Source organism: Prolixibacter bellariivorans ATCC BAA-1284 (genome assembly GCF_000621705.1).
GTDB classification, from domain to species: domain Bacteria; phylum Bacteroidota; class Bacteroidia; order Bacteroidales; family Prolixibacteraceae; genus Prolixibacter; species Prolixibacter bellariivorans.
The window spans coordinates 204,179-219,929 of sequence record NZ_JHXO01000010.1; the positions used below are offsets into that span (position 1 = coordinate 204,179).

11 protein-coding genes are annotated in these 15,751 nt (G+C 45.0%); all 11 read left to right on the forward strand.

What is annotated here, in order from left to right; genetic code table 11:
- Nucleotides 1–285: 285 nt before the first annotated feature.
- The 11 genes from T426_RS26210 to T426_RS23790 all read left to right on the forward strand — a co-directional run bounded on the left by T426_RS26210 (nt 286) and on the right by T426_RS23790 (nt 15,745).
- Nucleotides 286–420, forward strand: coding sequence for a hypothetical protein (locus T426_RS26210; protein WP_262502885.1), 135 nt, complete (start codon nt 286–288; stop codon nt 418–420).
- 39 nt (nt 421–459) lie between these two features.
- Nucleotides 460–1,671, forward strand: coding sequence for a glycoside hydrolase family 88/105 protein (locus tag T426_RS0114255; protein ID WP_027585883.1), 1,212 nt, complete (start codon nt 460–462; stop codon nt 1,669–1,671).
- 16 nt (nt 1,672–1,687) lie between these two features.
- On the forward strand, nt 1,688–4,942 hold the full coding sequence (locus T426_RS0114260; RefSeq protein ID WP_234406777.1) for a SusC/RagA family TonB-linked outer membrane protein: 3,255 nt from the start codon (nt 1,688–1,690) through the stop codon (nt 4,940–4,942).
- A 20-nt stretch (nt 4,943–4,962) separates the two neighbouring features.
- A complete protein-coding gene (locus T426_RS0114265) occupies nt 4,963–6,753 on the forward strand; it encodes a RagB/SusD family nutrient uptake outer membrane protein (RefSeq protein WP_027585884.1) in 1,791 nt (596 codons plus the stop codon).
- A 13-nt stretch (nt 6,754–6,766) separates the two neighbouring features.
- Nucleotides 6,767–8,371, forward strand: a complete 1,605-nt coding sequence (locus tag T426_RS0114270; RefSeq protein WP_027585885.1) for a DUF5123 domain-containing protein — start codon at nt 6,767–6,769, stop codon at nt 8,369–8,371.
- 230 nt (nt 8,372–8,601) lie between these two features.
- Nucleotides 8,602–10,296 carry a T9SS type A sorting domain-containing protein gene (locus tag T426_RS23785; RefSeq protein ID WP_169737688.1) on the forward strand — a complete coding sequence of 565 codons (1,695 nt, stop codon included), beginning with the start codon at nt 8,602–8,604 and terminating at the stop codon, nt 10,294–10,296.
- 16 nt (nt 10,297–10,312) lie between these two features.
- The gene (locus tag T426_RS0114280) at nt 10,313–11,299 is read left to right on the forward strand and encodes a pectinesterase family protein (RefSeq protein WP_027585886.1); all 987 of its coding nucleotides are present in this window, start codon (nt 10,313–10,315) and stop codon (nt 11,297–11,299) included.
- A gap of 22 nt (nt 11,300–11,321) precedes the next feature.
- Nucleotides 11,322–12,278 (forward strand): pectinesterase family protein, encoded by a 957-nt coding sequence (locus tag T426_RS0114285; protein ID WP_036984706.1) that lies wholly within the window; start codon nt 11,322–11,324, stop codon nt 12,276–12,278.
- 27 nt (nt 12,279–12,305) lie between these two features.
- On the forward strand, nt 12,306–13,202 hold the full coding sequence (locus T426_RS0114290; RefSeq protein WP_027585888.1) for a family 43 glycosylhydrolase: 897 nt from the start codon (nt 12,306–12,308) through the stop codon (nt 13,200–13,202).
- A gap of 1 nt (nt 13,203) precedes the next feature.
- On the forward strand, nt 13,204–14,025 hold the full coding sequence (locus T426_RS0114295; protein WP_027585889.1) for a rhamnogalacturonan acetylesterase: 822 nt from the start codon (nt 13,204–13,206) through the stop codon (nt 14,023–14,025).
- Nucleotides 14,026–14,035: 10 nt separating this feature from the next.
- On the forward strand, nt 14,036–15,745 hold the full coding sequence (locus T426_RS23790; protein WP_081782483.1) for a glycoside hydrolase family 28 protein: 1,710 nt from the start codon (nt 14,036–14,038) through the stop codon (nt 15,743–15,745).
- Nucleotides 15,746–15,751: the final 6 nt, after the last annotated feature.

Below are 15,751 nucleotides of genomic sequence, written 5' to 3' on the forward strand. Positions count from 1 at the left end.
CATTTTTGCAGAAGAATAGAAACCGCAAAAATCTGTTTTGCGGGCCCCAAAAAAGCCATTTTAATGTTCACTTTCCATAAGATTTTTTCAAAAAGCCCAACACCACCATAACACACAGAAAGTGTGATAATTGCAACTAGCACTATCCTTTCCATATACATTCAATGGGAAAATAATCCCCCTCATTTGGGAAGAATTTCCCGCCCGGGGAACATATAACCTCCTCTTTGGGAATTATTAGCCACATCAAGCAGATACTTACTTATAATTTCGAAAACGGATATAATGGCACGCTTAACAATGGGCAACACTTTTATGGATCAAATGCGACATGATTTGAAAAAATCATCATGGGGAATCACCATCATTCTGGTTGTATTACTTCTCGCATTAACCATACTTGTGAATATTCTTTTCTGATAAGAACAGAATAAAAAGCTTGTCAACTAACGAATCACTATGAAACTGACTATGTTCAGAGGGAAAGCTCTGACCTTGTTTTTACTGGGACTTATCTTCACGCAATGTGTACAGTCGGATAAAAAAGATCAATCGGCTGATAACGTTGGTCTGAAGATGGCCATCAAAATGGCCGATTCGGAGATCGCACACTTTCCTAATGCTGCTTCGGTTGATTTCAAACCTGAAGGAAAATGGGATTACACCGGTGGATTGATTGCTTCGTCGATGATGAAGCTTTGGAACGTGACTGGCGACCAAAAGTACTTCGACTATGCAAAATCCTATGCCGACCAATTTATTGGTGAAGACGGTTCGATAAAAGGATACAAACGAAGTGACTTCAACCTCGACCGACTCAATTCCGGCAAGTTTTTATTCCCGCTTTATGAACAAACGCACGAAGAAAAATACAAGAAAGCCATCTTTATACTTCGTGACCAGCTGAACGACCAACCCCGGACTTCCGAAGGTGGTTTTTGGCATAAAAAGAGGTACACCAACCAAATGTGGCTCGATGGTTTGTACATGGGAGCTCCATTCTACGCGCAATACGCAAAGGTATTCAACGAACCACAGGACTTTGAGGATGTCATCAACCAATTCCTGATTGTTAACGAGCACACCTACAATTCCGAGGTTGGCCTCAACTATCACGGTTGGGACGAAAGTAAAGAGCAACATTGGGCCAATCCAGCAACAGGCTGTTCTTCACAATTCTGGGGACGAGCTATGGGATGGTATTCCATGGCACTGGTCGATGCTCTCGATTTCATTCCGGAAAACTATCCGCGGAGAGACAAACTCATCACCATCTTAAATCAGGTAGCTGCTGGTATTACAAAATGGCAGGATAAAAAATCGGGGCTTTGGTATCAGGTATTGGACCAGAGAAACCGGGAAAGTAATTATCTGGAAGCTTCAGCATCCTGCATGTTTGTATATACCCTCCTCAAAGCTACCCGATTACATTATATCGATTCAAGCTACAAAGCAGTAGCAGTAAAAGGCTTTGATGGAATACTGAAAAATTTTATCAAAAAAAATAAAGATGGAACCATTAGTCTGACCAATGTATGTGCTGTGGCCGGATTAGGTGGAAATCCATATCGCGATGGAACCTATGAATATTATATAAAGGAACCTGTACGGGACAATGATCCCAAAGGCGTGGGGCCCTTCATTCTCGCATGCCTTGAAATAAAAAACTAAATCAATTCTTATTAGTATGACAGACTTTAAAAAAGAAAAACAGAAAAGCCTGCGTTGGCATATGTCCCGCGTAGGAATTCTTGTGTTAGGTCTATTTTTACTGGTTACATCTGGTGCATACGCCCAGAACATTACCGTTACTGGTAAAGTAACCGACGCAAAATCCCATGAAAGTATTCCTGGTGCTAATGTTGTAGTAAAAGGAACCTCCAATGGAACCATCACCGATCCGGATGGTAATTACTCATTGAGTGTTCCGACTAATGCTACACTCCAATTCTCTTTCATTGGCTACAAAACTCTGGACGTTCCGGTAAGTGGCAAAAAGGTAATTGATGTACAACTCGTTACCAGCTCAACAGAACTAGATGAAATAGTCAAAATTGGGTATGGTTCTGTGAAGAAAAAAGACATCACCGGTTCTGTAGCCTCGGTTCAGGGTTCTGACCTTCAAAACATACCGGTATCAACTGCAGCCGAAGCTATTACGGGTAAACTGGCGGGAGTCCAGGTTACGTCAACCGAAGGTTCGCCCGACGCTCAAATTAACATCCGGGTACGTGGCGGAGGTTCCATCACCCAGGACAATTCGCCGCTGTTTATTGTCGATGGATTTCCTGTCAACAGTATTTCAGATATCGCACCTTCTGATATTCAATCAATCGACGTACTGAAAGATGCTTCTTCTACCGCTATTTATGGTTCCCGTGGTGCAAACGGTGTAATCATCATCACCACCAAAAGTGGTAAAGTAGGAAAAGTTTCTGTTTCCTATAATGCCTACCTGGGATTCAGTCAAATAGAAAAAACGCTGAAAACCCTTAACCCGGAAGATTTTGTTAACTGGCAGTATGAATATGCTGCACTTCGGTATGGTACAACACCTGATGATCTCAACTCGTTTACCAAGTATTTTGGTGCTTACCAGGATATCGACCAGTATAAAGGAAAAGTTGGCAACAATTGGCAAAAACAGATATTCGGACGTACCGGACAAACTTTTCACCACGACATTGGTATTCGCGGTGGCTCCGATAAATTTAACTACGCATTTAACTACGCTCACGTAAATACGAAAGCGATTATGATGAATTCGGGATTTAACCGTGATTATCTCTCACTCAAGCTTAATCACAACCCGAATAAAAAAGTTCAGCTTTCTTATTCTTTCCGTTATTCAGATACAAAAATCGATGGTAGTGGTACCAATGAGCAAAAAGAAGTGTCTTCCGCCGATTCACGTCTGAAACATAGCGTCGTTTATACACCGGTTCCATTGCAAGGTCTGGCGTCTTCAGCTTCCGATGACAACATTTACAGCTACCTGATTAATCCGATCACTGCTACTTACGATAACGACCGGAAACAATACCGGAAACAATACAATATGGCGGGTAGTTTTGCCTGGGAACCTATCGAAAACATGAAGTTAAAATCAGATATCGGACTGGATATTTATGACTACAACAGCAACCGCTTCTATGGTTTGACAACTTACTATGTATATAACGTTCCCGCATCCGATCAGCAGGGTATGCCGGCAGTTATTCTTGAAAACCAGAAACGCCAGCGTATAAGAAATACCAATACGCTGAATTATGACTTTAAAAAATTCCTCCCCCAGGATCATACCTTGAAACTGCTACTGGGTGAAGAAATCCTGCAAACACAAAATAACAAGTTAACTGATGTAATACAGGGTTTCCCCAAACAATTTACCTCAAAAGAAGCGTTCAAACTAACAAGTCAGGGAACTCCATACTCGACCGACAATTACTATAGTCCTGACGACAAAATGCTTTCATTCTTTGGTCGTCTGAACTACGACTATAAAAACAAATACATTTTATCGGCAACTTTCCGTGCTGATGGTTCCAGCAAGTTCTCCAAAAACAACCGTTGGGGATATTTCCCATCAGCTGCGTTTGCCTGGAGAATTTCCCAGGAAGGCTTTATGGAAAATACTCAATCGTGGTTGAGTGACCTGAAACTGAGATTGAGTTACGGTACTGCCGGAAATAATAATATTCCTTCAGGACAGTTAATCCAGTCATTTGCTTCTAACACGTCTGCTTGGATTGACGGGGTTTCAACTTATTGGTCACCATCCAAAACGATGGCAAATCCCGACCTAAAATGGGAAACAACTTACACCCGTAACATCGGTTTAGACTATGCACTGTTCGACAGCCGTTTGAATGGTTCTTTCGAAGCCTATATGAACAATACCAAAGATCTCCTGATACAATTCCCTGTAGCCGGAACAGGTTACGATTATCAGTACCGCAACATGGGTGAAACCCAGAACAAAGGTCTGGAAGCTTCCGTGAACTGGGTGGCCCTGAACAAGAAAAACTTCGGTTTGAACGTCAACTTCAATATCAGCTTCAACCGCAATAAAATCAAATCACTCGGTGTGATGGATGACTTCGGTGAATCATCTGGATGGGCCTCAACCGACATTGGTAACGACTATTGGATTGCTGTTGGTGGCTCTGTTGGTGAAATGTATGGTTACGTTGCTGACGGACGTTATGAAGTTTCCGATTTCTCGGGATACGATGCCGCTACCGGACAATGGATTCTGAAAGATGGTGTTGTTGATGATTCCGAAGTTGTTGGCACACTGGCTCCCGGTGTGATGAAGTTGAAAAACCTCACCGGTAATGACAACATGGTTAACGCCGACGACCGGACCATTATCGGTAATGCCAATCCAAAACACACAGGAGGTATGACATTGAATGCGCGGATATACAATTTTGACCTGTCGGGCGTATTCAACTGGAGTTATGGTAATGACATTTACAATGCCAACAAAATTGAGTATGCAACCGCAACGCAGCGTTACCAGTACCGCAATATGATTGACATCATGGCAGATGGCAAACGATGGACCAACATCGATAAGGCAACCGGAAGTTTGGTTACTGATCCGTCAACGTTAGCAACAATGAATGCCAATACCACCATGTGGTCGCCGTACATGAGGCAATTTGTATTCAGCAATTGGGCGGTAGAAGATGGTTCTTTCCTTCGTATGAGCACTTTAACACTGGGATATACTCTGCCTTCCAATCTGACTCAGAAAGTCAACGTGAAGAGTCTGAGATTTTACGTAACCGGGTATAACATATTCCTTTTGACAAACTATTCCGGCTTCGATCCGGAAGTTTCAACCCGTCGTAAAACACCGCTTACTCCGGGTGTTGACTACTCTGCTTATCCCAGAAGCCGGCAAATCGTGTTTGGTTTGAATCTTAATTTTTAATCCAACTTATGACATTGAATATGAAAAATTTAATATATATCATAGCAATATTTTTTGCGGGCGCGGTAACGTCCTGTACCAAGGACTATCTGGATGCGCCTACAAAATCTTCATTGGATGAATCAGTCATCTTTTCGACGTATGATTTAGCCAAAGGAGCAGTCGACGGCATCAAAATCGACTTTGGAGAAACCAACTCCTACCGTGGCCGATACCTTCCCTGGTATGGCATGAATACCGACGTAGAATGGTATAATTCTTCGGAAAAATATCCTGACGGAAAAGCTGATTTGTGCGTTTATGCAGCTACTGCTACCAACAGCCAGATGAACACCACCAACAATGCCTGGGCAAAGATGTACGAAGGTATTGAACGTGCTAATATGTGTATCAAAGGCTTGCGGACCTATGGTGATCCCCAGCCGGGAACGAATATGGGACAACTGCTCGGTGAAGCTTTAACCTTGCGGGCTGTGTACTACGCCGACCTGGTGAAAACCTGGGGTGATGTGCCTGCCCGATTCGATCCAATTAAAACAGAAACACTGTACTTGCCCAAAACCAGCCGCGACTCCATCTATAAAAAGCTGATTGCTGACTTGGGTGAAGCTGAAAACCTGGTTGCCTGGCCAAATGAAAGCAGTGCAACAAACGATGTGGAGCACATCAGTAAAGCTTTTGTAAAAGGCTTCCGTGCTCGTTTGTGCATGAACGCTGCCGGTTACTCACAATACCCTGACGGTATCCACAGAAGTACCGATCCCGATTTATCGGTTGAAAAACTGTACCCTATCGCTTTGCAGGAATGCCAGGATGTGATCAACAGTGGAACGGTTCATTTGCAGCCTTCCTTTGAAACCGTCTTCAAAAACAACTGTCAGGATGTAATTACCGCCGGAAATGAGGCCCTATGGGAAATACCGTTCTCTGACGGACGTGGCCGGATGCTCTTTACGTTTGCTGTTCGACACAAAAGTGTTGACCAGTTTACCGGTCAGGCCCGTGGTGGACAAGCTGGCCCCCTTCCGTTCATGTATTATGATTACAATTCTCAGGATACCCGTCGCGACGTTACCTGTGTTCCTTATTACTGGGGAGTAGCCGATCCGAATACAGGCATTGCTCAGCAGGAACTTTCCGACATCGATACCTGGTATTTTGGTAAATACCGCTACGAGTGGATGAGCCGTTATGTAACTTCCACCAATGATGACGGTGTGAATAAAATTTACATGCGCTATGCAGAAGTTGTCCTGATGGCTGCTGAAGCTGCCAACGAGCTAAACGGCCCGTCTGCAGCTGCTCCATACCTGAAAATGATTCGGGAAAGGGCTTTCCCACAAAGTGCATGGGCACAAGAAGTTGATGATTATATCAACGGTTTGACGACCAAAGACGCCATGTTCAACGCTATCGTGAATGAGAACAAACTGGAATTCACCGGCGAAATGGTGAGAAAAGAATCATTGATTCGCTGGAACCTGCTCAAAAACAAATTGGACGAAGCAAAAGCAAAAATGTATAACCTGCGGGCAAGAACCGGCGAATATGCAGACGTTCCTTCCAAAATTTACTATGATTATGCCGATGACGGCGTAACCCTTAAAATGTATGGTCTGAATAGGGGTGAAACCGATGATAAATCAGGTGACTACGCTTACAATACCACCTGGGCCGATCCATCTAACCTGGTCGACACCAAAGTAGAATCCATTTATGCTCAGGATCCTGACGCACATGAATTCTGGCCAATCTGGCAGGTATTTATTGATGCAAGTAACGGTAAATTAACTAATGACTATGGTTATTAATAATTTGAACTTCATGAAAAACAAGCATATAACATTAGCTATTATTATCGGACTGTTCTCCATGATCTTTGCGTCGTGCGAAGACAACATTCCGGCAGTAATCGATCAATTGAAATTCGATCGGGTATTCACGCCTCTTAATTTTCAGGCAAGAATACGAAATATGACGACAGCCGAGCTGAGCTGGGACGAACGCGGAGATGCCCAGGCATATGTCGTGCAAATCAGCCAGGATAGCCTGGTATTCGATAATATCATCGAAACAGACACAATTACACCTGCCCAAAATCCGTTCAGTACTACATTGGATGGGAATACACGCTATTCTGCCAGGTTGAAAGGTATCAGCGACAGTATTTCCGAATCGAACTGGGCCATGCTCACCTTCAAAACCGACCCGGAAAACATCTTCGAAGCATTAGCCGATTCAGACATTATGGCCAAGAGTGTAACACTGAGATGGCCGGCCGGAAGTACTGTAACTAACTTTGTGATTAACCCGGGTGATATCAATCGTACAATTACCGATCAGGAAAAGACCGACGGTGTAGCGACAATTTCAGGACTCACTGGTGATACACAATACAGCGTTACTCTTTACAACGGAACAAAAATTCGGGGAACAGTCGAATTCAAAACTCAGGTTGATATCGGAAACGCTACTGCCGTTCACCCAACCGATGATCTAGCCGCAGTGATTGCAGCAGCGAAAGACGGTGATGTATTGGCTCTGTTCCCGGGAGAATATACAGCATCGGCTGGAGACCTTACCATTGATAAATCCATTTCGATTAAAGCGGTATACTCATACGACCCGCCCGTTCTTCATAACCAAATCAATATAGCTGACGGAGCGACGAACGTAGCTCTTGACGGTCTCGTATTGAAAGGCTCTTACGTTGATTCTACGAATGCCGATGTTACCCTCAGTTCTGCTATCCAGTTTAGCACAAGCGATTTTGCAACGCTGGGATCATTAACTGTGACTGGCTGTACAATTGACACATACGAAAAGTCTTTCATCTCTGATGGAGGTTCACAGTTTAAGATCGATTCTATCGTTGTCGATAATTGTATTGTCAGCAATGTATACAACAGCGGTGGTGACTTCATCGACTTCCGTAAATCTTATGTGGCAAGTCTGACTGTGACCAACAGTACGTTCAACAATTGTGCTACACTAAATACCCGCGACTTCATCCGCATGGACGGTGATACGAAAGGAAACACCTATGATGATGGAACCAACATGCCGGTAATCAATGTAAATCATTGTACATTGAATAATGTGATGAACAGCTCTTCATCCACCAAACGGATGTTCTACGTTCGCTGGTCACAGAACCAAATCACGTCAGAGAATAACCTCCTGACAGATATGGGAATTTCGGTATACTCGAACCAATCGGCAACTTCACAACCTGCTTGTGCATACAACAACTACTTTAACGCTGACGGATATTTCACCGTTAATGGAACTGTGTTGATTGATAATTCAAGCAACTACACAACGGAAGATCCGGATTATGCAGATGCAGCTAACGGCGACTTTACCATCAGTAATCAAACATTAATCGACAATCAGGTAGGTGACCCACGTTGGCTTCCTGCTCAATAAAAAACAGACAATTTAGTTCTGATGTGAGATAACAACCGAAGTTCCTGTGCATGAATAGTGCACAGGGCTTCGGAATCTCATAAACTGCCTGGCGAAACAAAGTGAGACTTGACTAAAGAGTACTCCTGATGCCAGGTTGAAGAGATTTCCCAACCCATTTTTCCTGTTCGTTACGGCTGTTTCGGGTTAAAAAACAACACGATATCACTGGAACGAGGCAAATGAAACAGATGAAACTACTGATTCAATCAATCTTGATATGCATACTGATATCGTTACTTACGGTATCAGCATTTGCCCAAAGCAATGATCTGCCCGCATTCCCAGGAGCTGAAGGCTATGGGAAATACACCACCGGTGGACGAGGTGGTCAGGTTATTTGTGTTACCAGCCTTAGTGACGATTATGCGCCCGGAACACTCCGCTATGCATTGTACCAATCGGGCTCCAGAATTATCGAATTCAAAATCTCAGGTACCATCCAATTGAAATCTGACCTGAAGATTACCAAACCCGATGTAACCATCGCAGGACAAACGGCACCGGGTGATGGGATTTGTCTGCGCGATTATCCCGTAATCGTTGAAGCAGACAATGTCATTATCCGTTTCATTCGTTTCCGCATGGGCGATGCTGCCAAGCAGCAAGACGACGCCCTGGGCGGTCGCAATCACAAAAATATTATCATCGACCATTGCTCGGCAAGCTGGTCTACTGACGAGTGTGTTTCGTTTTACGATAACCAAAATTTCACCCTTCAGTGGTGCATTATTTCCGAGAGCCTTCGTAACTCCATTCACGAAAAAGGCTCCCACGGCTATGGAGGTATCTGGGGTGGAGAGAAAGCCACCTTTCATCACAACCTGCTGGCCGATCACGACAGCCGCAATCCCCGTTTCTGCGGAAGCCGGTACACCAATCAACCCGATGAGGAACTGGTTGACTACCGCAACAACGTTATTTACAACTGGGGACATAACAGTGCTTACGCGGGCGAAGGTGGCAGTTACAACATGGTGAACAACTATTATAAATCTGGACCCGCTACTTCTTCGTCCATTCGGTTCAGGATACTGCAACCTTATGCCGACGATGGCTCCAACCAGCAACCGGCAGGTACGTATGGTCATCTTTATATCGCCGGTAACTATATAGAAAACAGCTCGAACGTTACCAATAATAATTGGGCAGGCGTTTCACTCCATTCATCATTTGCTACCTATGCTCCCAACGTTACCGTCAGTGATCTGAAAGAAAACAACGAGTTTTCTGTCGAACCGGTCAAAACAACCAGCGCACAGGAGGCTTATCAGGATGTTTTGAGTTACGCCGGAGCTTCACTGGTCCGCGACACCGTCGACAAACGCATTGTTCACGACACGCAAACCGGAACTGCCAGCTACAACGATGGAGGTAACGGAAGCACGGGAGGAACAATTGACACACAAACCGCTGTTGGTGGATGGCCCGAATTAAAATCAACCACTGCGCCGGCCGATTCTGACGAGGATGGTATGCCCGACGAGTGGGAAAAAGCCAACAACCTCGATCCCAACAATCCCAATGACGCGCAGGAAACAACCGTCGATGGAGCATATCCTAATGTAGAAGTTTACCTCAACAGCCTCGTGGCCGATATCATGCAAAATGAAGGAAGTGTGGCAACCGCTGTCGGAGAGCTAAAAAAAAATATCGACCCGCTGAAGGTAGTTTATAACCAACGGACGAAAAAGCTGGATATCCGGCACACCCGTACGATTGTCAAAATAGAACTGTATTCAGTCACGGGAACACTAATCAAAACATTCAATACCGCTCAACAAACACAGAGCATTCAGTTGCCAGCCCTGAAAAAAGGGGTCTATATCGTGCGGGTTTGGAATGATCAAAATCGTGCTTATTCACGAAAAATATTGAATTACTGAAAGCAAAACGTAGCATATGAATCGAAAAAGCCTTCTCATACTCATTTTCTTCAGCGTTGTTTGTCAATGGTCATTCGCCATGCCCAAAAACAGCTATGATTTTGTGGTTTCGAAAGACGGAGACGGCGATTTCACCACGGTGCAGGCGGCTATCAATGCAGTGCCCGATTTTCGCAAACAATCGACCACCATCTTTATTAAGAACGGAGTTTACAAGGAAAAACTGGTTCTTCCGGCGTCCAAAAACAAGGTGACGTTTATCGGCGAAAGCGCAGACAGTACCGTCATCACGTACGACGATTATGCATCGAAGAAAAACCGTTTCGGTGAGGAAATGGGAACCACCGGTTCATCCGGATTCTACATTTTCGGAAACGATTTTACCGCAAAGAATATCACCTTCCGGAATACGGCTGGCCCGGTGGGACAAGCAGTTGCTGTCCGCATTGTGGGCGACCGCGTCTTTTTCGAGAATTGCCGCTTTCTCGGATTTCAAGATACACTTTACCCTTACGGGGAAAACAGTCGCCAATATTACAAAGACTGCTACATCGAGGGTACCGTAGATTTCATTTTTGGCTGGTCGACCGCTGTATTCGACCACTGCCACATCTTTTGCAAAAGCTCGGGTTACATAACGGCAGCCAGTACCATGAAAGACACTCCGTTTGGTTTTGTATTCCTGCACTGCGATATTTCTGGAAGTGCTCCGCCTCACTCCGTCTATCTCGGGCGTCCCTGGAGGCCTTATGCCAAAACCGCTTTCATCGAATGCAAACTAAGTGATGTTATCAAACCCGATGGCTGGTTCAACTGGAATAAAAAAGAGGCGGAAAAAACGGTCACTTACGTGGAATATAAAAACACCGGAGCAGGTGCAACTCTCAACATGCGTGTATCGTGGTCGCATCAGCTAACGGCAAAAAAAAGGCAAAAATATACGCTGGAAAATATTTTCCGGGGATGGACCCCGGGGCAACCATTCAAGGAAAAACATCGATAGAAATAAAAAATATTGGATAACCATGAATAAAAAATTACAACTATTCGGAATCATCTTTTTGTTACTTGGCACAATTATCTGGTCGTGTTCCAAAGAAAAAGACAACCGGATTATTGTGGCGGCTGACGGCTCGGGCGACTATGCAACGGTTCAAGCAGCCATAAACGCAGTGCCTTCTTCTTCGAAAGAAACAACGGTTATCTATATCAAATCCGGAGTTTATAAGGAGAAAGTCGTTGTTCCTGCAGACAAGCAAAATATTCACTTTATCGGTGAAGACGCTAAAAATACCATCATTACCTGGGATGACTATTCCGGGAAAGGCGATATCAACACATTCACGTCCTACACCCTGAAAATTATGGGTAACCACATCCTGATGGAAAATCTCACTATCGAGAATTCCGAAGGTTTGCGTGGGCAAGCTGTAGCACTCGATGTGGAAGGTGACCAGTGTATGTTTAAAAACTGCCGGATTGTCGGCAACCAGGATACACTATACGCAGCAGGCGACAATGCCCGTCAGTATTTCAAACACTGTCATATCGAAGGAACCACCGATTTCATCTTCGGTTCTTCCACAGCCGTATTTCAAGAATGCGATATCCTGTGTAAAAAGCAATCATTCATTACTGCGGCCCGGACTCCGCAAGGGCAGCCATTCGGCTACGTTTTTATGAACTGTAAAATCGAAGCAGCTCCCAGTATCGGACAGGTTTTTCTGGCCCGTCCCTGGCGGGCTTATGCCAACGTCGTTTTCATGAATTGCCAACTGGGCGGCTTCATTCGCCCCGAAGGCTGGAGCAACTGGCACGACACCGACCGTTACAAAACGGCTTTCTACGCCGAGTATCACAACACCGGCGCAGGGGCCGATACAACGCAACGCGTTTCGTGGTCGCATCAGTTAACCAATGAACAGGCGCAGAAATATACCGTGGAAAATATCCTCGGATTAAACAGGTGGAAGTTAAAATGATACCAGACTACGAACCAGACGTCAACCATGAAAAAAAGAAATAAAATATATCTCCTGGGGTTGTTACTCATAGCCAGCCACATCAGTCATTCCATGGCTCAACAAAAGAGCGACAGTCTTTATGTATCGAAAGTGTGGGTAGCCGATAATGGTGACGGCACTTATAAAAATCCGGTGTTGCACGCCGATTATTCCGACCTGGATGCGATTCGCGTTGGAACCGATTTCTACATGACCGCTTCCTCGTTCAATTGCATTCCCGGTCTGCCCATTCTCCAATCAAAGGATTTGGTCAACTGGTATTTGATTGGCTACGCGCTGCAAAAGCAACCACCTTTCGACGTCTGCGATAAACCGCAACATGGCAATGGCGTGTGGGCTCCCTGCATCCGTTACCACGATGACGAATACTACATCTTTTACCCCGACCCGGACTACGGGATTTATATGATCAAAGCCAAAAATCCGAAAGGTCCCTGGTCGGGTCCGCTGCTGATCAAGGCGGGAAAAGGACTGATTGACCCGTCACCTCTCTGGAACGATGACAACCGATTCGATGGTGAAGAAGTTGGATTGATAGTGATGGGGGAAGATTACCAGTACATCAAACCTGAGCAGGAAAACAAGCAACTGATGGTGAAAACGGTCTCCTGCCACAATGCGCGGAAAGGGAATCCCGAAAAGGAAATCCTTCAACAAAAATCTACCAGCCAAACGGTCTACTTCAGGCTAACAGTTCTCGACGGGGCTGTTTGTAGCTTCAGCTTTAGTGCCGATGGTAAGAAATTTATCGATGCCGGGGGAAAATTCCATGCCGTTCCAGGCCGATGGATTGGGGCCAAAGTAGGCCTTTTCGCCTTACGTAACAGGAAAATAAACGATGCCGGCAACGCCGATATCGACTGGTTCCGAATTGAAAAATAATATGTCAGGAAAAAGAAAACTGAAATTTGAAATCCTTTTGCTGCTCCTTGTACTTCTCCCGGCAACAAACGCGTGTTCCGGAAAAAAGAACGAGGAAAAAGTTGGCAAGGTTTGGATCATTGGTGATTCCACTGTGGCCAACTACGCACTGGAAAAAGATTATCAGGTTAATCGGTTTCCGATTACCGGCTGGGGACAGGTCTTTCAACCTTTCCTGACAAAGGACAACCTGAAAATGATTGACCACTTAGTAAACGCCGACAGCGTTGTGGTTGACGACAGGGCTAAAGGAGGAAGAAGCACCCGAACTTTCTTTCAGGAAGGACGCTGGCGCGAAGTCTATAATCAAATTCAACCGGGCGATTTGGTTCTAATGCAGTTCGGACATAACGACGCCGCTGAAAGCAAACCCGCACGATATGTCAACCTTCAGGGGTATGCCGAATTCCTGCGCCTCTTCGTCAATCAAACCCGCGAAAAGGGAGGAACACCGATTCTGACTACTCCGGTGGCCCGGAATTATCCGTGGGTAGACGGACATCTGGAAAATGTACATGGTGGTTATCCGGATGCGATGAAACAAGTGGCAAAAGAACTTCATGTTGACTTGATCGACCTGAATCAACGTTCGATGGATTTCTTTTCCCGGAAGGGTAAAGATTATGTGACGGTAAACTATTTCATGAATCTCCCGGCCGGAGTTTATGAAGCCTATCCTGACGGACAACACGACAATACCCATTTCCAGCCGGCAGGCGCAAAGGAAGTGGCCCGAATGGTATTTGAAGGCCTGAAACAAATTAATAGTAACAAACTGAACTAAGATAAAAACGATGAAGAAGCGAATGATTGCTGGTTTTTTGAGAGCGAGTTTAATCCTGGTTTTGGCAGGACTTTTTGCCTGTAGCGAAAAACCAGCACCTAAGGTGGAGTCAGATAATATTTATGATGGGCTGGAATTCCAGATGCCGCATGTTACGGTACCAACATTCCCCGATTATAAGGTTTCGATAACCGACTTCGGAGCTGTTGGTGACGGGCAGAAATTAAATACCAAGGCTTTCACCGATGCGATTAACGATGTGGCTAAAAACGGCGGCGGTACCGTGATTATTCCGGAAGGAATCTGGTTCACAGGCCCCATTCGGCTGAAAAGCAATATCAATATTCACGCAAATGCTGGCGCGCTGGTGATTTTCAGCGATATTAAAGACCTGTATCCGCTCATCAAAACCAGTTTCGAAGGCCTCAACACCGTCAGATGTTTGTCCCCCATCTATGGGAAAGACCTGGAAAACATTGCCTTCACAGGCGAAGGTGTTTTTGATGGCTCCGGCGATGCGTGGCGGCAAGTGAAAAAAAGCAAGCTAACTAGCTCTCAATGGAAAAAGCTGGTCGCTTCGGGTGGTATTGTCAGCAAAGACGGGCAAACCTGGTATCCATCGAAAAGCTTTGAAAAAGGAGCTGAGCTGAGCGATATGAACGTTCCCAGAAACTTCACAACCATGGCGCAGTTCGAATCCATCCGGGACTTCTTGCGCCCGGTGATGGTTAGTCTGGTCAGCTGTAAAAACGTTTTGCTCGACGGACCAGTATTCCAAAACTCACCTGCCTGGTGCCTCCACCCACTGATGTGCGAAAATCTGACCGTTCGAAATGTAGATGTCCGGAATCCCTGGTATTCGCAAAACGGCGACGGTATAGATATTGAATCGTGCAAAAACAGCGCAGTATATAATTGTACTTTTGATGTAGGCGACGACGCTATTTGCATCAAATCGGGAAAAGATGAGGACGGCCGTAAACGTAACATGCCTACCGAGAATCTGATTGTGAAAAACTGTACCGTATTCCACGGGCACGGAGGCGTTACTGTGGGTAGCGAAATGTCGGGTGGCGTGAAAAATATGCATGTTTCCGATTGTACCTTCATTGGTACCGACGCCGGACTGCGCTTCAAAAGTAACCGCGGACGTGGTGGCGTGGTGGAAAAAATCTACATCTCTAACATTAACATGATCAATATCCCGAGCAATGCCATTTCATTTAATCTGTACTACTCCGGCTTATCGGTTTCCGAGATAATGAAGAACAAAAAAGACAAGAACAAAGTCGATGAAGTTGTTCCGAAGGTTACCGTCGAAACTCCTCAATTCAAGGACATCAGCATCAAAAATATCAACTGCAGAGGTGCAAAACAGGCTATCTACCTGCAAGGCTTGCCCGAAATGGAATTACAGAATGTGACGATGGAAAACCTGACCATGGAGGCTGAACATGGCTTATTCTGTATGGATGCCGACAGTGTTACCATTAAGAACCTGAAGTTGAAAACAACCCAATTCCCGGCAGCATCATTCTATAACTCGAAAAATGTTTCCATCTCCGCTCTGCAGCTGTCTTCGTCTGATAAACCACTGATTACTGTCGACGGTAAAAGAACAGGAAAAACGGACATTCAGTTGGCTACCGGAACCACGGCAAGTAATTTATATGTTCTTGGTAAAAATGTGGATGCAGCCAAAGTGAAAATCGCTGAGTAAACAGTA